The 21,906-nt window shown below is 38.9% G+C and carries 13 protein-coding genes; 2 read left to right on the top strand and 11 right to left on the bottom strand.

The features are described from left to right. Positions 1 to 305 precede the first annotated feature (305 nt). The 8 genes from HMPREF9007_RS18750 to HMPREF9007_RS18715 form a co-directional block, all read right to left on the bottom strand. The gene (locus tag HMPREF9007_RS18750) at positions 306 to 2,168 is read right to left on the bottom strand and encodes a YgiQ family radical SAM protein (RefSeq protein WP_008760552.1); all 1,863 of its coding nucleotides are present in this window, start codon (positions 2,166 to 2,168) and stop codon (positions 306 to 308) included. Between the two features lie 84 nt (positions 2,169 to 2,252). Further along, positions 2,253 to 2,477, bottom strand: a complete 225-nt coding sequence (locus HMPREF9007_RS18745) for a sulfurtransferase TusA family protein (protein WP_008760553.1) — start codon at positions 2,475 to 2,477, stop codon at positions 2,253 to 2,255. Continuing rightward, a complete protein-coding gene (locus tag HMPREF9007_RS18740; RefSeq protein ID WP_008760554.1) occupies positions 2,477 to 2,794 on the bottom strand; it encodes a hypothetical protein in 318 nt (105 codons plus the stop codon). Before HMPREF9007_RS18740 ends, HMPREF9007_RS18745 begins: the two co-directional genes overlap by 1 nt. Positions 2,795 to 2,918: 124 nt before the next feature. Next, positions 2,919 to 5,831: a xanthan lyase gene (locus HMPREF9007_RS18735; protein WP_008760555.1), complete on the bottom strand. Its 2,913-nt coding sequence runs from the start codon at positions 5,829 to 5,831 to the stop codon at positions 2,919 to 2,921. A gap of 228 nt (positions 5,832 to 6,059) precedes the next feature. Beyond that, a complete protein-coding gene (locus HMPREF9007_RS18730) occupies positions 6,060 to 8,051 on the bottom strand; it encodes a glucosamine-6-phosphate deaminase (protein WP_008760556.1) in 1,992 nt (663 codons plus the stop codon). 139 nt (positions 8,052 to 8,190) lie between these two features. Further along, positions 8,191 to 8,976, bottom strand: a complete 786-nt coding sequence (locus tag HMPREF9007_RS18725; protein ID WP_008760557.1) for an amidohydrolase — start codon at positions 8,974 to 8,976, stop codon at positions 8,191 to 8,193. A 129-nt stretch (positions 8,977 to 9,105) separates the two neighbouring features. Further along, entirely contained in the window at positions 9,106 to 9,660 is a 555-nt protein-coding gene (locus tag HMPREF9007_RS18720; protein ID WP_008760558.1) for a 1-acyl-sn-glycerol-3-phosphate acyltransferase, read from the bottom strand. Positions 9,661 to 9,668: 8 nt separating this feature from the next. Further along, on the bottom strand, positions 9,669 to 9,938 hold the full coding sequence (locus HMPREF9007_RS18715; protein WP_008760559.1) for a hypothetical protein: 270 nt from the start codon (positions 9,936 to 9,938) through the stop codon (positions 9,669 to 9,671). Positions 9,939 to 10,356: 418 nt separating this feature from the next. Here HMPREF9007_RS18715 and HMPREF9007_RS18710 point away from each other — a divergent pair, with 418 nt between their 5' ends. Beyond that, positions 10,357 to 12,441 carry a six-hairpin glycosidase gene (locus HMPREF9007_RS18710; RefSeq protein ID WP_165000514.1) on the top strand — a complete coding sequence of 695 codons (2,085 nt, stop codon included), beginning with the start codon at positions 10,357 to 10,359 and terminating at the stop codon, positions 12,439 to 12,441. 124 nt (positions 12,442 to 12,565) lie between these two features. Here the strand turns inward: HMPREF9007_RS18710 and HMPREF9007_RS18705 are convergent, their stop codons facing one another. Genes HMPREF9007_RS18705 through HMPREF9007_RS18695 form a run of 3 tightly spaced genes read right to left on the bottom strand, consistent with a single transcriptional unit; the run spans position 12,566 to position 17,310 of the window. Then, positions 12,566 to 14,314: a family 43 glycosylhydrolase gene (locus HMPREF9007_RS18705; RefSeq protein ID WP_032850155.1), complete on the bottom strand. Its 1,749-nt coding sequence runs from the start codon at positions 14,312 to 14,314 to the stop codon at positions 12,566 to 12,568. Positions 14,315 to 14,355: 41 nt separating this feature from the next. After that, positions 14,356 to 15,837, bottom strand: a complete 1,482-nt coding sequence (locus HMPREF9007_RS18700; protein ID WP_032850157.1) for a family 43 glycosylhydrolase — start codon at positions 15,835 to 15,837, stop codon at positions 14,356 to 14,358. Between the two features lie 12 nt (positions 15,838 to 15,849). Then, the gene (locus HMPREF9007_RS18695; protein WP_008760563.1) at positions 15,850 to 17,310 is read right to left on the bottom strand and encodes a hypothetical protein; all 1,461 of its coding nucleotides are present in this window, start codon (positions 17,308 to 17,310) and stop codon (positions 15,850 to 15,852) included. 295 nt (positions 17,311 to 17,605) lie between these two features. On the opposite strand from HMPREF9007_RS18695, the gene HMPREF9007_RS18690 reads away from it, so the two are divergent. Continuing rightward, on the top strand, positions 17,606 to 21,658 hold the full coding sequence (locus HMPREF9007_RS18690) for a hybrid sensor histidine kinase/response regulator transcription factor (RefSeq protein ID WP_008760564.1): 4,053 nt from the start codon (positions 17,606 to 17,608) through the stop codon (positions 21,656 to 21,658). The last annotated feature ends 248 nt before the right edge of the window (positions 21,659 to 21,906 follow it).

A 21,906-nucleotide genomic window follows, 5' to 3' on the forward strand; every position in this document is an offset into this window, starting at 1 on the left:
TTACTTCATAAACTCGCATCACATTTATAATAAATAGTGAGGACGTTTATTATAAACGGGTCCCAAGTTTATTATAAACTATATTTTGCCAAATTCTTCGGAATGAGAGGAATTAATTAAACAAAATGGGGTGAAATCCTTGCGGACTTCACCCCATTCTTACTCCTTACAATGTACTCTCATACATGTAAATTATATCTTTATGTCTTTATATTTGTACGTTTCATGCTTTTAATTCCAGATTTGTTTCTACAAATATACGAAATTTAAAAGGCAAAGTCAATAGGGAAGCCGTTTTAACGGTTTCATTTGTTTCTCTTTCCGTATAACTTGTCTATCAGATCCTGTCGGCCGATACGTCTTAACTCATTCAGAATATTCTTTCGTTCTTCCGGCTTATACCAGAAGAAGAATTGTCGTTGTGCCAGTTTCTCCCGTTGTGTTTTGGCACTGAATACAGGTTCCAGTGTATAGGGATGAAATCCGCTGTACCATGCTTCGGTGGCTACAGTCATCGGAGTAGGGGTAAAGTCCTGTACTTGCTCCAGATGAAAATCCAGCCGCTTGGTGATAACAGCCAGTTCCGCCATGTCTTCTTCCTTGCAGCCGGGGTGCGAAGAGATAAAGTACGGTATAAGTTGCTGACGTAGATTCTCTTCCCGGTTGATACGGTCGAATATTTTTTTGAAAGTTTCAAACTGTTCGAATGAAGGTTTGCGCATGATGGATAACACCCGGTCGCTGGTATGCTCCGGAGCTACTTTCAAGCGTCCGCTCACATGATTGACAATCAACTCGCGTGTGTATTCAGCCGTGCTGCGATTGGTGGCGGCGTCTTTACTCTGATGGAGCAATAAGTCGTAGCGCACTCCACTGCCGATAAATGATTTTTTTATGCCGGGGATGGCATCTACCGCTTTGTATATGTCCAATAACGGGCGGTGGTCTGAATTAAGATTCGGGCACACTTTGGGATGAATACATGACGGGCGTTTGCACTTTTTGCATATTGCTTCATCTTTACCCTTCATCTGATACATATTGGCGGAAGGGCCTCCAAGGTCACTTAAATACCCTTTGAAGTCGGGCAACTGCATCACCTCCTTTACTTCCTTCAAGATAGACTCCTTGCTGCGGCTGACGATAAACTTCCCCTGATGTGCGGAAATGGTGCAGAATGCACAACCGCCGAAGCATCCCCGATGGATGTTGACGGAGAACTTTATCATATCATATGCGGGAATCCGCTTTCCTTTGTATTTAGGATGGGGAAGGCGGGTATAGGGCAGATCGTACGAATGGTCAAGCTCTTCCTGGCTCATCGGAGGATAAGGAGGATTGACAACGACCACTTTATTATCTACCTCTTGTGTGATACGGGAAGCCGCATATTTATTGGATTCTTCTTCGATGTGCCGGAAATTGCTAGCCTGTTTCTTTTTGTCAGCCAGACACTCTTCATGTGAGTAAAGCTGAATATCGTCTGCGGCAGGAGTCCACTCTGTCGCACGGCAGAGATAGGCTGTCTGAGGGATAGTTCCCGCTATTTTCTTGAGTTCACCGGCTGTCAATGAAGCATCCTCCGCAGGAAGCAGTTCCTTCATTTTCCGGGTTAGTTCTACAATCGGCTTTTCTCCCATACCATAGATCAGTAAGTCTGCGCCACTATCGCATAAGATACTTTTCTGAACTTTATCCTGCCAGTAATCATAATGACTCAGACGGCGCAAACTCGCTTCAATACTTCCTAATATAACAGGAACGTCCGGATAGAGTCTTTTTAGAATCTGACTGTATACGATGGAAGGATACTCCGGACGCATATCCGGACGGCCGTCCGGAGTGTACGCATCCTCACTGCGCAGACGCTTGTTGGCAGTGTATTTGTTAACCATCGAGTCCATACTTCCGGCAGAGATGCCGAAGAATAATCGGGGACGACCCAGCTTTCTGAAGTCACGCAGGTCATCACGCCAGTTGGGCTGGGGGATGATCGCAACTTTCAAACCTTCCGCTTCGAGGATACGTCCGATGACGGCAGCGCCAAATGAGGGATGGTCTACGTAAGCATCACCGCTGAAAAGAATGACATCCAGTTCATCCCATCCGCGGAGTTCCACTTCTTTCTTGGTGGTAGGTAACCAATCGGTCAATCGATATTCTTTCATGCCGCAAAGATACGGATAATAAAAAACATCCCAATGATTTTTTTATTCATTGGGATGTTTAACTTCAATCATTAAGATGTTTTTTTAAAACTTCTCATTGATTGTAAATTGCAATGTCATTTGCTCTCCGTCATAGATTTCACGAAAACCGATGCTTTGCTCGGAAAGATATTCCTTTAAGTCTTGGAAAGCATCTGCATGATTCATGATAATTTCGAGCGTTTCACCGAAAGGAGCCTCGCATATAGCTTTGATTGCAGGAATCAAAGGACTGTAAGCTGTTGTTCCGCAGGTATCTACCGTAATCATTATTCTTCCTCCTCTTCCGCATCCTGAGTGGAAAGCCAGGTGAGATAGAGCTTGATGAGTTGTTGCAGGCCGAATGCTTTCATGTTATTGTGATAAATAACATCTATGCAAAGATCCAGCAATTCTTTACTGTCCTCTTCCTGACTGGCAATCAGGGAACGAATATTTAGTTTCAGTTTATCCAGTACGGGTTCGTCTACAATTCCGGTACTATCGATGAGATGGCGGAATAAGGCATATTTCTCGATTGTTTTCAGATTTTCGCTGGACACCTCTATGCTGCGTGTACCGCTAGGGTTTGCTTGTATAGTATACATCGTTTTTTAGTTTTAAGGGTTATTACTAGGAGCAAAGATAGAATTTAAAATGAAAAACGGATTAAAAAAGCCCGGATATTTTTATCCGGGCTTTCAGAAAATAAATCTTATATCCGTGAGTACTTTATTTCTGAGTAAAGAAACCTAGTATCCCTGCCATAATGCTGGCTCGATCTGTTTCGGACTGAATGCTTTCGAAAGGAAAGCCGAGTATAAAGGTACGATAGTCCGCCCCTTTGTAAGCAATGCCTGCCGACTGATTGCCAAGTGCATAAGTAAATACTGGAAATGCGGGAGCTACCGGAACGATGCAGTCCGGTGCCGTAACAGCATAACTGGTCTCATTGGGCAAGCGGGGGATCGTGATGCTGCGTCCTAATCCATTGATCTGACCGGAACTTTTGTCTGTCAGACTGTTCTGATAACCGTATTTCAAAACTTTCTCTGTAAACTCCCGGTTCCCTTGTGTTCCGCTCATGTCACTTCCCACATACGCACCGCTGACGAACAAATTACCTCCTGACTGGCAATAGCTTGTAATCAGTCTTTGCATCGGTGAAGAGAATGTTTTGTAATATGCTTTGGCTATCGGGTCTTCCTTTTCAAGTCCGAGTATATAGTCTACGATCGGGTAATCTTCTAAAGTGACGATTCCATTCTCTACCGTTTCGTCGCTGCACGAAACAAAACTGTATTTCCCTGCTGCCTGAATGGCTTTTCCATGAATGAAAGGATAATCAAACGTATTTCCTGCTATCTCCATGCCTTCCAGTTCTCTGCCGCTATGTCCCAGGCTGCCTTCTCCTTCTTTTCCGGCTTGTGAACGGTTGAATCCGCTCTGTGCCCCACAAAAAGAGATATTGGACAAATAAGGTACTCCCGGATCTTGTTCCAGATCAAATCCGGCTTTGTCCGGTGTGTTAATGACAGCCGGACCGCTGATTCTGTCGAATCCATTGATAATCAAGATTCTCTCTCGTTCACGTTTTGCCTTATAAGCCGAAAGGATTTCAGAAGGAAAACTTTCTCCTCCCCGGTTTACGGCTGTCACTTTGAACGAATAGACAAGTCCCGGTTCTACTTTGACATTGTAATAGGGTTTGCTGACCAGAGTTCCGTTGTCGAATCCTCCGTATCCGATGCGTGTATATACCATATATTCCCGTGGACGGGCTGTCGGTTCCAGCGGATCGTCTTCCCCTTTCCAGGTAAGTTCCAGTGTGTTTTTCTTTTTTCCGAAATGGATAGCGAAGTTGCTGACCGGAAGAGGTTGCACTACATAGTCTTTGCCATGCTGACTGTTTATAAATTGCAGGATACCTTTGTAGATAGCACGTCCTACGGTAAACTTGAAATTCGGATTATGACCGAGCTGCATATCTGCAAAGTTCTGATGAGAGAGCAATTCGATAATCGTGGAAGGAGTAGCAGGAAGTCGTGTCTCACTGTAATTCCGGTTCCACATGCTGCGGCGTGTCCATGGTAGATTGTAGTTCGTACGAATATCTTTCTGAATTTGAGTCAGCAGGATATCCGCAAGATCACGTGAAGCATATCTGTCCATTCCCGAATTTAGTTTGCCATTATTGAAATCGGTGGTATAGATACCGAGCGAACCGATGATTTCATCGTCTTTACTGCATCCTGCGTCACTATGAAGTGCCATAGTCATTTCCAGAGGTACACCTAAACCCGCTTGTCCCGGATTATAGACAGAGCCTCCCGACAGATAGTTGATTGTATTGGAACGTGTATTGATATCGTCTGTATAATCGTTTTCTCCTTTACGCCCGGCATATACATCGTATGGCATACCGGCCCACTGGGATGAATATCGTGCTCCTTCCAGATAACGGGGAAGTCCGCTTATTTTTCCTCCTCGTGAGATATTACCCATTCCGCCTCCGAAGCGTACGGCATCTGCACACACTACGCCATGCTCGCTACTTTCATTACTAAGCACAACCATACCGTAGTCATTATTTCCTTTGTCAAACTCAAAAGTTCCGAGATACACCCAAGTACCGCCGCCTATTTTCTGATTGACCTTAAATTCCGTGACACCCCCATTATGAAAGACGAGGTATTTGGCATCGCTCACGCTATTGGGTAGTGTCTGATATGAAACATAGACCGCATATTTTCCGGTTGCCGGCAGGGTAGGTACCCATTCGGCAAAAGCCTGATCCTTATTCTTCTTTTTTTTCTTTTCTGTTTGAATATATCGGCTGGTACCGTCAGTGAAAGGGTTTTCCCCATCTTTGTAAATGGCTTTTTTCTGGGCGAATCCTTTCACGGAAGTAGTCGTCCAGCGTGCCTTCTTACTGCCTGCTTCCAGGTAAAGGGAAGCATTCGGAGTATCGTTGTCAACGATGATTTCATTCTTTTGTGTGTCCCGTTCGCGAGGAGTATACACTATGGCACCAGCATTTTCCAACATCGGAATGACATATGGAAGAATGAAAGATTGAGTGAACATATCTTCTGTAGTGCAGAATAATCGGGGGCGTTGCCATCCCCATTCGCCTTTGTCATTCTTATAATAATTACCGTGACTTTGCCAGAGGGCAATATGCCGGTCCTGCAATCCTCGGGATATCTCATTGGGGCGGGAAGTGTTTTTCACCCATGGAGCACCTTTGTATTCGGTGTTCAGCGCCATTCGTTCTTTATCCTTTTTCTTGCTTCTGTATAAGTTGGGAACTAATTCTTCAATGGGCTTTCCATCTGCATAAATGGTGATCTGATAATAGTTTACCGGACCGGGGAGTAATTCTTTCATCTGATTGTAGATGGTTTCTACCGTTTCCGGCAGAAATGGCTGGTAGGCGAAGCTTTCCGAAGCATAAATCTGAATGGTTCTGCGGTCATAATCAATATCGAAACTGTTCAGTTTCGGTGTACTGATTTTTGCTGTCGCTGTGTATTTGGCAAAGTAATCCGTTAACCGCTCTTTTATATTTCTCTCAATGTCTTGAGCGAAGAGAAGACTGGTGCCCATTGTCAGGCACAGAAGAAAGACTATTATTTTTTTCATCGTTCCACTCTTTAGGTTGCATCCTATGATTATCTATGTCCGCCACTTTCCCCTTGATGGCATTTCCCCTTTTGGAAGGAGAATACGAAATGAATCTCGCGTTCATGTAAGTCCATTGCATTCTGTGGCAAAATCTCCTGCAAAAATAAACAAAAAAAGAGTGGGAAGTATCGAACTGCCCACTCTTCTTTGATTGTTTTATATTCTATTAATTAAGAATCTTCTTTCTTATAGAGGAATGTATTCTACAAATGCCTCCATTGCTTCATACGATGCCAGTCCTAACTGATCGTACAACGTTGCTGTGCCACGGTTACGGTCTTCACTACGTTGCCAGAACAGACGTTCGTCATTACCTAAGAACGGAGCGCTTTCCATCTGCGACTGATGCTTCAGGATAGAATTACGTTTTGCACGAAGCTCTTCCGGACTGATAGGTACAGCCATTTCGATGTTCTCAATTTCCCATTCTGCCCACGCACCACGGTACATCCAGATACGACAGTCTTTCAACCATTTGGCTCCTTCTTCTTTTTCAAGATCGACAGCAGCGAATACGGCATCCGTACATACACGGTGTGTACCGTGTGGGTCAGCCAAATCACCGGCTACGAAAATCTGATGAGGCTTTATTTCACGAAGCAGGTTACGTACGATCTCTACGTCAGCCTCGCTAATCGGATTTTTCTGAATCTTGCCGGTTTCATAGAACGGCAAGTCAAGGAAATGTACCCGATCTAACGGAATATTATTGTAAGAAGAAGCGGTACGGGCTTCACCACGACGAATCAAACCTTTGATAGTCAGAATGTCACGGCTGTCCATATCACCGTCTTTCTTTTCTTTCAGGAATTTGCGTATTTCTGCATATTTCTCGCTGATTACCAAGTCTTCGCTGTTATTGAAAATCTGATTGAATCCGTTAATGAAATGCATGAAACGAACCACTTCCTCATCACCTACGGCAATGTTACCGGAAGTTTCGTAAGCTACGTGTACCTCATGCTTCTGTTCTACCAGGCGGCGGAGGGTTCCACCCATGGAGATAACGTCGTCATCCGGATGCGGAGAGAAGATAACCACACGTTTCGGATACGGTTTGGCACGTTCCGGACGGTAGGTATCATCAGCATTAGGTTTGCCACCCGGCCATCCGGTGATGGTATGCTGCAAGTCATTGAAAATCTTGATATTTACATTGTAAGCAGAACCAAACAATGCCAGAAGTTCGCTCAGACCGTTTTCGTTGTAGTCCTTGTTGGTCAGCTTCAGAATCGGTTTGCCTGTCAACTGGCACAGCCATACGATAGCGCTGCGGATCAGTTTATCATTCCACTCGCAGGATGTTACCAACCATGGACGTTGGATGCGTGTTAAGTTCATGGAAGCCGAAAGGTCGATCGATACATGAGCATTGTTGTGAGTTTGCAGATAAGATGCAGGAATAGTGTCGCTAATCGGACCTTCCACACATTCTTTGATCATTGCTGCCTTATTTTCCCCCCATGCCAGCAAATATACCTTTTTAGCGCCAAGAATGGTAGATACTCCCATTGTGATAGAACTGATCGGAGTATTTTCTATCGTTCCGAAAATCTTGGATGCTTCGTTGCGCGATGCATTGTCCAATAAGATCAGACGTGTGGTAGAGTTCAGACGTGAACCCGGTTCGTTGAATGCGATATTACCTACACGACCGATACCCAGCAGGGCAATGTCAATACCTCCGAAACTTTCGATGCGCTGTTCGTACAGACGGCAATATTCAAAGATGGTATCTTTGGCGATGGTTCCATCGGGAGTGAATATATTCTGTTTGTCAATATCGACATGATCCAGCAACATTTCTTTCAAAGCATTGAAGTTGCTGTTGATAGCATCGGCTGTCAACGGATAGTATTCATACATATTAAATACGATCACGTTACGGAAGCTCAGTCCTTCTTCCTTATGCATGCGGATCAGTTCCGAATAGACATGACTGGGTGAGTTACCTCCGGGGAGTGCTAGTACGCAAAAGCGTCCTGCTTTCTGTTTTTCGCGGATGGTTTGTGCTATTTCGCAAGCAATGTAGTTAGCCCCTTCTTCTACAGACTCATAAATGTCTGTAGGTATTTTCTCGAGTCTTGTCAAGACTGATTTTTCAAATGCATTCTCCGGTCTGTAGTATTTGGGGGAGACCCTGTGGAGAGTGATTTGAGAACTAAGATTTGTTTTCATAAAGTTGTTAATTAAGTTATGTAAGATTAGAGTCCTTACGACTGTATTTTCACGACAAAGATACAAAAGAAGTCTATATAATTAACTACTAACTTCTAGGTATTGTTGCACCTTCAAATCGTTTTTAACATTTGTTTTATCACGAATGGCGGAGTTGGAATTCGTCTGCATCTTTCCATACCGGAAACTTTTCTCTGAACTGATGAAGTGCGGTCAGATGAAGCGTAGCAGTTGCTATGCCCTCCGTTTCGTCGGGCACGGAGGCCGCTTCTTCTCCGAGCGCTGAATAGATTTTGCTTCCTCCGTTGTATTTCAGATGATATCCGTCTATACCTACTCTGTTGACCCCGCATACGTAACACTGATTTTCCAAGGCACGGGCACGAAGCAGTGTATCCCATGCCAGACGGCGGGGGATAGGCCAGTTTGCTACATATATTAATAGGTCATATTGATTGGCTACGTTCCGGCTCCACACCGGAAAACGAAGATCGTAGCATACAAGCAGGCAGATATTCCAGCCACGGTAAGGGATAATCAGACGTTCATCGCCTGCCGAGAAATGTTCTGCCTCACGTCCCATGCGGAACAGATGGCGTTTATCATAATAGAATTCTTCTCCTTCCGGCGTCAGAAAGAAAGCACGATTGTAATATCTTCCGTTGTCTACAGTGATATAACTCCCGCAGATGGCCACTTGAAACAAAGAAGCACATTGTTTCAGTGCTGTAATCGTCTCACCGGAATTTGCTTCCGCCAGCATATCACTCTGCATACTGAATCCTGTAGAAAACATCTCCGGTAAAACAACAATCTCCGTTGTTCCACGGAGACTTTGCAGCTTCTCGTGGAGCAAACGGAGATTTTCTTGTTTGTTTTCCCAAACGATATCGGTTTGTACTATGGAAATACGAATCGAATCCATGATGCCTGTTTTAAGTAATAGGGAATAAGTAATAGGTAATAAGGAATAAGTAATAGGTAATATACCATGCGAAGCAGCATTTCAGCAGCTACGATTAATACTTAATACCTATTACTTATTACTTTATTCTTAAAGTTCTCCAAGTGCAAAATTCTCAGGATGTTTTCCTTTGAAATCCTTGAAGTACAGTTTGATTTCCCGCATATCTTTATTAAGATCTCCCGTCGGCATAATTGCTTTAGTGGACGTTATGGTCTTTGTACTGTAGTCAATACCGATCAGAACGATAGGTACTTGAGCCTTAAGGGCGATGTAATAAAACCCTTTTTTCCAGTTCGGGTTCGCCTTGCGGGTTCCTTCGGGTGTGATAGCCAGATGAAACTTTTTGCATTCAGCAAAATGATGAACCATCTGATCAACTAACGAAGTTTTCCGACTACGGTCTACGGGAATTCCGCCTACAGCTTTAAAAATAATTCCTAACGGAAAAAAGAACCACTCTTTTTTCATCATGAAACTTGTTTTACGGCCTAATGCTCCATAAAACAGTTTTCCAATAAATAAATCAAGGTTCGTTGTGTGTGGTGCGGCACATATCACGCATTTATCATAATTAGGTACCGTAACGTTTGTCTTCCACCCTAACAGGCGGTAATAGATAAAGCTATAAATTGCTTTCTTCATTCTGATCTTTAGTTCAATTTTCCGATGGCCTCAATAATCTCGTTAACTTTTGCATTGAAATCTACTCGGAATTTCTTATAAAAACCTTTCACATTGCCCGGTTCTGTATGGCTGATGCGGCTGACAAATTCATCCTGCATTTTTAAAACCTCAGCCATCAGTTCATCAGCTTTAGCCTTATCAGTACCAGGGATAAACATACTATTGATTAAGCACTCAGTGAATAATTCTCCTGCGATATAGTTTACGTTCTTTTTAAGTTCTCTTCTACTTGCCATAATATTTACATTTAATGGTGAATAATAAAAATTGCTTGGGGTAAAGATAGGGACTTTCTTTGATTCTAGCGAATAAATGGATTGAATTTTTTCTTTTTACTATTTGCTCTCTAAGTGTACTCTGCTTGGATATACAACTGACTAATCAACCGGATTTTGAAATGTTGAATTAAAATTGAACGGATTTGAATGAAATTTAGTCAAACGGGGAATTGCCCTCGACAAGGATGAGGTATTTTATTTATTACTGTTCCCTTTTGAATGATTATAGAACTTTTCCCATTTAAAAAAGAATTATCTTTGAATAATTACTTAGCAATGATATTTTTAATAACTATAATTAATTAAATGAGAAACAATGGATTTAGATTTATCTAAAAGAAGTAAGCCCTGTTTTAAGAAAAATAGGACGATGTCAATGGGAAAAGTAAAGAATCCTTTTTTAAAGGTTTGTGGTATTGGGTTGTTGACAGTAATATGCATTTCTGTTAAAGCCCAAAAAGTAAACTTTACAGTGAATTCGAAAACTGGAGCTATACAATCAATGAATATTGATAATGATAAACAGAACATGAATTGGCTGATAGCAACAGATGGTAGCCAATATCCTTGGATAAAGGAGAATTATGGTTGGGGACTTGGCTATTTCACTGAGGTGAGAAGAAATCAGAAAAACAAGCTGTTTTGGAATCTTCCTGCCAGTATAAAGCAGGATGGGAGAGAAGTTACTTACCGAGTTGGAGATATATGTATCCTTGTAGAAAGGAGTATGAAAGGAGAAGATTTAATAGAAGAGTATACTTTCCGAAACGATGGAACAGAGGAAATACTTTTATCGGATATAGGCATCTATACTCCATTCAACGATAACTATCCAGGGGCACAAGCTTGTATAAATATGCGGGCTAACGCTCATATATGGGAGGGTGATAATGCAGCTTATGTAAACGCAACACGTATGGGAGGATATGCTCCACATTTGGGACTGGTTTTGAGGGAAGGCGAAATTAAAAGTTATGAAATATCAGAGCGTGATAGAAATAAGGGTAACTCTCATACAAGAGGAATTATTTCTTTGAATCTTCCGGATATGAAATTGATGCCGGGTGATGAACAAGTATTTTCGTGGTATATCTTTTCGCATAAAGGTGGAGATGATTTCCGTCAAAAGTTATTGGAAAGAGAGAGTGTCTGGGTATCTTGCAACAAGTATGTATTTGAGAAGGGAGAAACTGCCCTTGTGAAAATATCAGGTGGGCAGATGGTAAAAGACTGTATACTTAAAAAGAATGATGTCACTATCCCTATGAAAAAACAAGGAACAGCATGGTATGCTGAAGTAGTAATGGATCAGTTGGGAGAAGTGCGTTTTGATATACTATATGGCACAGGGAAAAAAACTCATGCAAATTGTTTGGTGATTAGTAATGTGAATGATTTGATTAAAAAACGAGTAGAGTTTATAGTTGCAAATCAACAGATGAAAAGTTCGAATACGCGTAGAGATGCTTATATGGTTTATGATAATGAAAAGAATGAAATATATCTGAATAATACTCATAACTGTAATCCGGTTGACAGGGATGAAGGTGCTGAAAGAGTCGGTATGGGGGTACTTTTAGCAAAGTATTATCAATTGCATCCTGTTGCTGAAGTAAAGGCATCTTTATTGCGATATGCAAGTTTTTTGCGTAATAGATTGCAAGATGCTGACTATAAGACTTTCTCTTCAGTCGATCAGAAGGGACGTAACAGGGCATACAATTATGTATGGGTAGCGGATTTTTATTTCCAGATGTATAAAATAACCAATGACAAACAATATGCTAAACATGGTTATATGACTTTGCGGTCTATGTTCAAACAGTTCGGACATGGTTTTTATGCCATAGGTATACCGGTTCGCTTAGGACTACAAACTTTAAAAAATGCTGATATGCAAAGAGAATATCAAGAGCTGGAGAATGATTATATTGCAGTTGGTGATACTTTTTTGAAAAATGGTTCGAATTATCCGGCTAGTGAAGTAAACTACGAACAAGCCATTGTAGCTCCATCAGTCATGTTCTTGCTTCAACTTTATATGGAAACCGGAAGGCAGAAATATTTGGATGGGGCAAAGATTCAAATGCCTGTATTGGAAGCTTTCAATGGCAAACAACCCAGTTATCATTTGAATGAAATAGCTGTTCGTCATTGGGATGGTTATTGGTTTGGTAAGCGGGAAATGTGGGGAGATACTTTTCCACACTATTGGAGTACATTGTCAGGAGCTGCTTTTTATCTTTATTCGCAATGTACGGGAGATCATTCATATAAAGAGCGTGCAGAGAATATTGTGAGAAATAATCTGTGTTTATTCTTTGAAGATGGAAAAGCTTCTTGCGCCTATATTTATCCAAATAAGGTTAACGGAGTAAAGGGCGGATTCTACGATCCATATGCAAATGATCAGGATTGGGCTTTAGTTTATTATTTGCTTGTACAAAATGGTATATATTAACGAATAATGGAATCGTTAAATACAGAAAGCTTGATAGGGTAACTTTTAGTGATCTATTGTAAAATGAAAAGCCAGTCAACATTTAAACAGTTAACTGGCTTTTTCTAATATTTTGCTTTCTTATTTACTGTGGCTTTCCGTAAGCAGCAAATTCATAAATGCCATCTGCCCACATTGCAGAATTGTTTTTATGTACATTGACAACACCGTATACGCGGAGCCGTAAATATCTGTAGAGCGACGGATCTTCAATATTCAGAATCAGAAATCCTACCTGCCAGTTTAATTTGCCGTCTACGAGCATTTTATAACTTTTTCCATCCCGGCTTCCTTCAATGGTATATTTGTAGGCAGCCTCGGAACCGTTAACCAATCTTGTCGAAAGATTAATCTCAGAAATCACGGCTTCTTTCTGCATATCTATGGTAAACATATAAGGAGAACCTGTAGCAGCATTTGAACTTTTCTGGAAATAAGCAGAAGATTCTGTACAAGCTCCATCCGTGATACAATCAGCTTTAATTCCTCTCGCTCCTGGGACAGCGGCTGTCACCGGTACATTTAATGTCAGGTTTCTACCGTTCTGAACAGGGATAATACCATATTTGTCACTAAACTCTAGGTATCTGTAATAATCCATCGAAGCATATCCTTTGTTAAATGCGGCTATTGAAATTCTCGGGAAATTACCATCCGGAGTTTTATATTTTCGTTGCGCTCCCCAGTGGTAACTCCATACTCCGCAGGTTTTTCCAACTGTACTGATTCTATTAAACTGTGCATCAAAAGTAGAATTGTTGCCGATTTCTCTCATAGGTGTCCATTCACCTCCTAAATCAGCGGCAGATGTATACATGGTTTGACTCGGATACCATCCGGAAGCCTTTGAACTGAAGAAATAGTATTCTCCGTCTTTTTTGATGATTGCAGGAGTTTCCCGATGCAGTCCTTTACATATTGTATTAACTAATAAAACAGGCTTAGTCCATGAAGTGTCTAGCTTATAGATATTTATATCTCTGTTCATATTTGTAGCTGAAAGGAGATAAGCTGTACCGTCATCGTCAATGAAAAGAGATTGGTCTCTAGACTCATGGCCCAATGGTCGTTCCATAGTGCCTACTTCGAGCTCACCTTTGGGAGTTATTTGTGCCAGATAGATTTTAGCTGCAACATATCCACTTTGATCTTCATAATGTGCTGAAAGTACTACCTTGCCGGTTTTTGCGTTATATCTGAAAGCAATACCCTCAAATTTTACATTTGGGTAAAAAGCCAGTTCACGAGAAGCACTCCAACTACCATCGAGTCCTGTTGGAGAAAAGCTTTCTGTAGCTAGCCATCCTTTGAGTGTTTGTCCATCTATTTCCTTTTCAACGTTTTCCATTTTATAAGAGAAATAAAGATCTCCAATTTTCATACCCTGAGGTTTCTTGATAGATTCTTTGGTGATATATTTCCCGTTTAGATTATCATAAATTTTAGTTTCGCCGCTAGGGGTAAAGGTTGTTGCTTGTTGAGAAGCGGACGTGGCTATTTTCTTCCCCTCTTTAAATGCTTCTACATGGTAGGTAAAGGTTTTATCTGCTTTCAGATTATAATCATCGTATGTATTTCCTTTAGCTTCTCCAATACAATTTCCGTCCCGGTAGATTTTATAAAGGTCAGCGTCCTCTCGTTGCATCCAATTCAGTTTTACATTGTTGACGGCTTTTTCACCGACAAGTTTGAATACAGTGGCAGTGGCTGCCCAGATATCTGTTGTTATAACTTCTTTCGATTGAGTTGCGAAAGCAGGTTGCAAAGACAGACTGCATAGATATATAAATATGAATAGAAAACTATTTTTTGCCTGTTGACTTTTTATGTTCATAATGTAACAAATTTAATTTATCAGAATTACATATGAGAAATTTATTGGGCTTCCATCTGTTTTAGATTATTAGCCTTGTAGGCAGCAGAGAATATATCTGCTTCCTTATATTTATATTTATTGGAATCGAAATATACTGCAAAATCTTGCATTAACTTCTTGGATAATTCAGTAAGATATAAATTACTTCCGGCAAATGTATTTGAACCGGAAACTGTAACATACTTCTTATCCTTCAGATTTTGTATCTGATAATAACCATCTTCCTGCAGGTTGAATACCCAGCATTGAGCATCATCTTTCTTCTCGGGATTGAGGCGTAAAGTTCCGAACAGTGATTCCAAAAACTTTCCGGTTTTGGTATCTTTTATTTTATATACGTTGGGTATATTAGTCTTTATAAACTCCAGACTTAGATTGATGTCATCATCATCATCCGCTATACTGAAACCATTGGTAGGTTTAGACACTAAGCGATCAGAGGTCTTTTCTAATAATGAGTATATATTACCGGGTATGATTTCTGCAGCTCTTTTATAACGATACATACTATTAAACACGGTTAAATCCCATTGATCATACCATTTTACGACAGGATAGCCTGAGCGCATACTAATGGGCAACCACACATGATGAGACTTTCCTACATCCTTAGAGTTCCAACGGTCACCCATGTATATATAAGCTTTTTCTTTACCCTCCACTTTAAATACATAACAGCTTTGTGAGTTGTAAGTAACTTGTTTGAGTTTGTCTACAGCAAAATTATTCCCTGTTGTCCAGTTCCCCAGTATATAAGTACTGTAGGCACTTCTCCCGGGATTGGGTTCCCAGCCTGTGCAACCGGAAAATAATCCAAAATACATATCCCCAACCTTAAAAATAGCGGGTGCCTCATATTTAAGTCCCTTTAAAATTTTAGTTTCTGTTGGAGTCGGCTCCAGATAATCGTCTCTAAGTAATGCAATATTCATGTTGGTATTCATATCCGTAGAACAGAAATGATATGCTTTTCCGTCTGTATCTACGAATAACGTCTGATCACGGGACTCGTTTTTATTAGGGCGAAATGTTTTGTAAAGTACATAAGGCCCCATTATTTTATCGCTTGTTGCTACACAAACACGTGCAGCTCCATATCCATCTCCACTTTCCCAATGGCTCCACATTACCCATTTCTTAGTTTTGGGATTATAAATTACTTTGGGACGTTCAAACAAACGTCCCTGCGATATATCATTCATGTCTTCTCTGGCTTCACCTGTCGTTTTCATCGACAACCCCAGCCGTTTCCAGTTGTATAAGTCTTTAGATTGATAACAGCTTACCCCATTTGATTTAAAACCTGTACGATCTTCTCCAAACCAATAATAAGTTCCTTTTTCGTAAACGACACATCCACCGTGCGCGTTAATTTGCTCCCCATCTATGTCATTCCACAAAACACTCGGACTGATCTGGGTGTTTTGTGAAAAAATAGAGGTGAATGAGAACATAAAGCAGATAAATAAAGTTATTCTCATGTTTTCGTTATTTTAGTCTTCAATGTTAATCGTTATTTCAGGCTGTGCTGGTGCATAGGCTCCGGATTCATCAATTGTGAAATATTCCACATCGGCAGTATTATCTATAAAACCGAATTTGGGCGAGTATGTACGTGATGTGCCGGTCAGTTTAGCGTTGTCTACACGGACAGCTCCGATATCATTTCCCCATCCTCCACGTCCTACTGTAAAGGATACACGAATTTGGTTACATTCGGCAGAAGTAGTATAGTCCATTGAATAAGTTTCCCAGTTGTCACTGGCAATTTCTGTGATGACTTTTTTTTCAGGGTCTTGCACTTCTTCTATGATCATTTTACCGGTGAGTTTTCCTTCTTTTTTTGCTATTCCTCCTTTTAATAGAGCAGATAGTGTGTAACTTTCATTCGGTACAACATCTACCACTTGCATTAGGATACCATCACTCCAGCCAGCTGCCCATTTATAGGGTCTAATTTCAAAAACATGATTGTCCAGGTCCTGATTATTATCAATTTCTTCAGGAAGAATTTGTTGTTCTGAATTCCAACGGTCGCCAATAACAACATCCCACCCCTCAACTCTACTAACTAACTTTGTTTCTGGATTTACATCAAATTCTCCTTCGAAGTTTGGGTTCTTCAAAAGATTTTCTACTGGTTTGCCAACTTTCTCTGCAAAGTTTGGCTGGGGAGCGTAGTCTATAATTCTAACGGAATCTACAGGAATTCCATCTCTATAAATGAAGGCACGGTTATCTGGTGTTATGGCAAAACGATAAACATGTGCTTGTCCATCATTATTATAGAACTTGCCTTTTCCCCCTGCTTTTCCATTTGTTGCAGGATTATTGATCTCTTTTTTGTAGGCATTGAATAATCCAATTTCATTAGAGGTAATATACGCTTTGAATCCATAACCTTTTTCGTTTACAAAATAAGGATAAAAGTTTTTCTCCGAGTCATCTGTTTTTATTTTGAACTCAATAGTATATCCTTTTGAATTTGGAGTGAATGCTTTGGTAAATTCCGTATCATTCCCTTTCTTATAAACAGGAGATGCTGCAATGTCTTTCACTGGAAGGGCAGTTCCAAATCCTTTTACTTTTATATATGAACGGATATCTCCACTTCGCAGAATAATTTTCCCTTCAGTCAGTCTTTTAGTACTGTTTAAGATCACTTTCACTTTTTGTTTCCCAGAGTTGGCTGCTATAACAGTCGGAGTTACGGTGAAACCGTTTGGAGCTGTAATTGTTATTTCTTTGCCGAGTAAAGCCTCGGAATTGACAATGAAGGATGATGATGCGTTTGTACCATTAATCGTTAGTAATGGTAGATGTTCCTCTGTTGAGGTTTGTAAGGCTTCATTTTCTTTTTTATCATCTTCGGGTTGAACTGCATAAGTAGCTGTTGTGCTAATTGTCAGCAATGACAATGATAAAAACATAATCTTTACATATTTTTTTTTCATGATACAGAAATGTTTTATAAATTAATTATTTATGATTGAACTGATAATCAGTGTTTACTTCTTGTTTGCAAAGTTGCTGAATCATATTCATATATAGGTGCTGGAATGATTCAAATACGTATAATTTTAAGTTATCTGTTCAAAGTGGGATAAAAATCATTCAGAAAGGTTTAAAAATAGACCACATATGTTTGTGTTAGTCTTAAATTAATATATTTTAAGGGATTTATGAACAGTGATAGTTTTCTTTATTTTAATATTGCATAGAAAATACGTCTTTATATTTAATTCTACTATGAAACATCAAATAAAATTCTATATAGTACTGTTTTTTATTCAATTGTTTTCGTGTGCCTTTGCACAACAAATGTCGGTATCTACACTTCCATTAAATAATTATTTGCCGTCAAGTACTGTTTTACGGGTTCATTGTGACCGGGAAGGCTTTTTGTGGCTAGGAACCAAAGATGGCTTGTGTCGTTATGATGGCTATCGATTACTTGTTTTTCGTTCTGGGTTGAAATCACCGGATCTTTTGACGAATAATGAAATTACTTGTATTGCAGAAAATAAAAATGGATATTTATTTATAGGAACTAAAAAAGGGATTAATATACTGGATAAGCGAACTTATCAGATAATACCAGTTATACACAATGATTTGAAAGATCAAGAGATTCGGACAATGATAGTGGATAGTGATGGATGGATATGGGTTGGGACGTTAACTTCTGTTTTTCGTTGTTCTGCCGATTTCTCATTTTGCAAAAGATATGATTCTACTTTACCTGTTACTAGTGTGAATTCTATTTATGAAGATGCAGATAAGAATATTTGGGTAACTTTATGGGAAAGGGGATTACATCGATATAATTCAAAAACAGACTCATTTATTGCTATGCCTCATATTGGAGTTTTAAATAATCCATTTAAAGTTTTTCAAGATAATAAGAAGCAACATTGGATTTTAACATGGGAAAGCGGGATCTTTTTACTTTATCCGGAGGAGAAAGATGATTTAATGTATAGTCATGTGGATATTAAAAGTAATGAGCATTGGGACATGAATGGTTGCTTTAGTATTACTCAGGATGATAAGTATGGTTATATATGGATTGTATCTACACAGGGGCTTTATGCACTTCAAAAACGTCCTGGAAATATAATTAATACTGTGGATATATCTCATATTTCTTCTAAGTTAAATAATATTTTTAGTGAAATAGTAAAAGATAAGTCAGGTAATTTATGGATTGCTGCCTTTAATGAAGGAGTATCAATGATTGATTTAAATAAACCTTTAGTACAAAATTACTCTTTTCCAGTTATTCGGGAAAAGACGGGATTTGTTACAAATATAAAGAACATATATGAAGATAAGGAAGGAGATTTATGGATAGACCAGAATCGTTGGGGAATAGGAATTTACAATCCGGATTCTAATAAACTTCTCTTTTATAAAGATATTCCTTCTCTAAAAAACATTACTAACTTGAGAAATGTAAGCTGCATTACTTCTGCTCCATTGCTTAATGAGATATGGCTGGGGTCTGAGTATTATCCGGAAATTTACAGGGTGAAGAAGGATAAAAAAGAAATAGAACTATTGGGGACTTTGAAATTAACTGATTATGTGGATAATTCAGGATTCCCGCGTTTATTTTATACTGATAGTAACCATAACCTTTGGGTGGGAACAACTAAAGGTATTTTGGTTAAACCGGCAAACGAAAAGATACTTCAAGATGCTAAGTTTCCATTTGTAGATATAATAGGAATTGGAGAAGGTAAAGATGGTTCCCTATGGATTAGTACAAGAAAGCAAGGCGTGTATAATGCAAAAATATCCTCTGATCTGACATTAGAAGAGAAGAATTTAAGAAATCTGAAGACTCACGCAGAGGGAGTAATAAGTGATAATATTGGAGCAATCTGTGTGGATGATAATGGCTTGGTGTGGATGGGTAGCCAGGATGGGGATGTATTCACTTATGACCCTCAAACCAATAAAGTGGAAAACTTATCTGATATGTTTGATATGCTTGAAGAAGGTATTTTTAATATTATAACAGATCAGTTGGGACATATTTGGATTTCTACCAATAAGCGGGTAATTGAATACGACCCTAAAAATGGTGGTATCATGGATTACTCGACAATGACTGATGTGATGGTAAATTCTTTTATGCCTAATTCTTATTATAAAACTCGTGCTGGGAAAATATTATATGGAGGAAATAAGGGAATCTCAGTATTTACTCCTTATGATCATTTGTCTGATAATCCTCGTAGAATTAGAACGATGGTGGCAGATGTTAAGATAGATGGTGTTTCTAGTCTTTTGGAGAAAAACAACCAACGTTTTAATTTAAGAAGTCAGATCATTTCTTTAAATGCAGGAGATAAAAATATTGAGATAGATTTTTCTTCTTTAAATTATGCGTTTCCTGACAAAATTAAATATGCATATAAAATGGATGGAGTTGATGATGATTGGGTGTATGTCAGAGGCGATCGTCAATTTGCATTTTACAATCAATTACCTAAAGGTAAACGTACTTTTTATCTAAAGACAACTGATGTAAATGGTTTATGGAGCAATTATATAGCAGAAGTTCAGGTGTTTAAACAGCCTGCTTTCTATGAAACATTGTGGGCTTATTTATTTTATATTGTGTTTACACTTTTATGTCTGTATCTTTTCTATTACAGGATGAAGCGTCGTATTCAGTTGCGGCACGAACTGAGAATAGCTCAAATAGATAAAGAGAAGTCAGAAGAATTGGTGCAAACAAAATTACGTTATTTCACAAATATATCGCACGATTTATTAACTCCCTTAACTATTATTACTTGTTTGATTGATGATGCGGAAATGACGAATGGTAGTCGGATTTCGCAGTTAACTATGATTCGTTCTAATGTGAATAAATTACGTAGACTATTACAGCAAATTTTAGATTTCCGTAAGGTGGAAAGTGGGAACATGAAATTATCTGTATCAAAAAGTGATGTCATATCATTTATAGATGATGTTTGTAAGATACACTTTACTCCATTGATGAGAAAGAAAAATCAAACCTTTACATTTTTGACTGAAGATAGACATTTGATGGCTTATTTTGATAGAGATAAATTAGATAAGATAGTATCTAATTTATTATCTAATGCTTGTAAATATACAGCTAATGGTGGAGATATAAAATTAATAGTAGATTCATATTGGGAGTCTGAATATCATCATTTACGAATACAGGTCGTTGATACCGGAGAAGGTATTGCTCCTGCTGATTTGGAGAATGTTTTCAAAAGATTTTATACAATAAATAAAGGAGATGAAAGTGAATCTAATGGGATTGGGTTATCCTTAACAAAGGATTTAGTGGAGTTACATCATGGCACTATTAATGTTGAAAGTGAATTAGGTAAGGGAAGTACTTTTACTGTAGATCTTCCCATTAATAAAGATAGTTATCAGGAAGATGAATTAATATCAGAACATATTTCGGTAAATGGCATAAATACGGATCTTATTTTAGAGAAAGAAGAATTGATTGATTCAAAGGTTGGCGAAGGCGAAGATATGCAAATAGCTGACGTTCATTTGTTATTGGTGGAGGATAATGAAGAATTGTTGTTTTTGATGGAGAAAATTCTATCCAAGCATTATCATGTACTTATTGCAAAAGATGGATTAGAAGCTCTGAACGTTATAAAAGATAATGAAATAGATATTATTATAAGTGATGTGATGATGCCTGAAATGGATGGTCTAGAGTTTTGTCGCACTTTAAAGTCAAATTTGGAAACCAGTCATATTCCTATCATATTATTAACAGCTAAAAATACCGTGGAAGATCGCATTGAATGTTATAATGCGGGAGCGGATGGATATATATCCAAGCCATTTGAATTAAAAATATTAGAGGCTCGTATTAATAATTTTATAATGCATAAGAAAAACAAACAAGAAGAGTTTCGATCTAATGTAGAAGTCAATATTGATTCTTTAGAACCTTCTTCTATGGATAAAGAGTTTTTGGATAAAGTGATTTCTGTTATAAAATCAAATATGTCGGAAGGAGATTTTGATGTGGTTCAATTAGCGGATGCATTAGCTGTGTCTAAGTCTTCTCTATATAGGAAAATGAAAATAGCAACAGGGCTGTCACCCATTGAGTTTATTCGAAATATAAGACTAAAACATGGTAGTCAGTTATTGAAGGATAAATCAATATCTGTAGCAGAGGTAGCTTATGAATGTGGATTTTCTAATCCTAAATATTTTGCAACTTGTTTTAAAGAAGAATTTGGTGTAACTCCAAAGGAATATCAAAAATCTTGTTAGGATAAAAAATAATATGAACTTAAAATGCACAAGTACGTATCTTAATGGAAGATGCGTACTTTTCTATATATCAATGATCTATCCCTTTTGAATGATTTCTGAACTTATATTGAACGATTTTTAGACCTATGATAGTTAATAGCGATTATGGTCCAATTTTGGAAGTTTTTGAATGATTAGAGAACTTCTTTCTACTGGATAACTCGCACTTTTGTGATGCATTTGATGCACAACTAATACTTATTTGG

Origin of the sequence: Bacteroides sp. 1_1_14, assembly GCF_000162515.1 — a bacterium.
Classification (GTDB): domain Bacteria; phylum Bacteroidota; class Bacteroidia; order Bacteroidales; family Bacteroidaceae; genus Bacteroides; species Bacteroides thetaiotaomicron.

Bases quoted from the DNA above. Each gene is read 5' to 3' on its own strand.
- HMPREF9007_RS18745 (WP_008760553.1), bottom strand. From the start codon at position 2,477: ATGATTACGGTAGATACCTGCGGAACAACAGCTTACAGTCCTTTGATT.
- HMPREF9007_RS18720 (WP_008760558.1), bottom strand. From the start codon at position 9,660: ATGAAGAAAGCAATTTATAGCTTTATCTATTACCGCCTGTTAGGGTGG.
- HMPREF9007_RS18725 (WP_008760557.1), bottom strand. From the start codon at position 8,976: ATGGATTCGATTCGTATTTCCATAGTACAAACCGATATCGTTTGGGAA.
- HMPREF9007_RS18730 (WP_008760556.1), bottom strand. From the start codon at position 8,051: ATGAAAACAAATCTTAGTTCTCAAATCACTCTCCACAGGGTCTCCCCC.
- HMPREF9007_RS18740 (WP_008760554.1), bottom strand. From the start codon at position 2,794: ATGTATACTATACAAGCAAACCCTAGCGGTACACGCAGCATAGAGGTG.
- HMPREF9007_RS18715 (WP_008760559.1), bottom strand. From the start codon at position 9,938: ATGGCAAGTAGAAGAGAACTTAAAAAGAACGTAAACTATATCGCAGGA.
- HMPREF9007_RS18750 (WP_008760552.1), bottom strand. From the start codon at position 2,168: ATGAAAGAATATCGATTGACCGATTGGTTACCTACCACCAAGAAAGAA.
- HMPREF9007_RS18705 (WP_032850155.1), bottom strand. From the start codon at position 14,314: ATGAACATAAAAAGTCAACAGGCAAAAAATAGTTTTCTATTCATATTT.
- HMPREF9007_RS18710 (WP_165000514.1), top strand. From the start codon at position 10,357: ATGGGAAAAGTAAAGAATCCTTTTTTAAAGGTTTGTGGTATTGGGTTG.
- HMPREF9007_RS18690 (WP_008760564.1), top strand. From the start codon at position 17,606: ATGAAACATCAAATAAAATTCTATATAGTACTGTTTTTTATTCAATTG.
- HMPREF9007_RS18700 (WP_032850157.1), bottom strand. From the start codon at position 15,837: ATGAGAATAACTTTATTTATCTGCTTTATGTTCTCATTCACCTCTATT.
- HMPREF9007_RS18735 (WP_008760555.1), bottom strand. From the start codon at position 5,831: ATGAAAAAAATAATAGTCTTTCTTCTGTGCCTGACAATGGGCACCAGT.
- HMPREF9007_RS18695 (WP_008760563.1), bottom strand. From the start codon at position 17,310: ATGAAAAAAAAATATGTAAAGATTATGTTTTTATCATTGTCATTGCTG.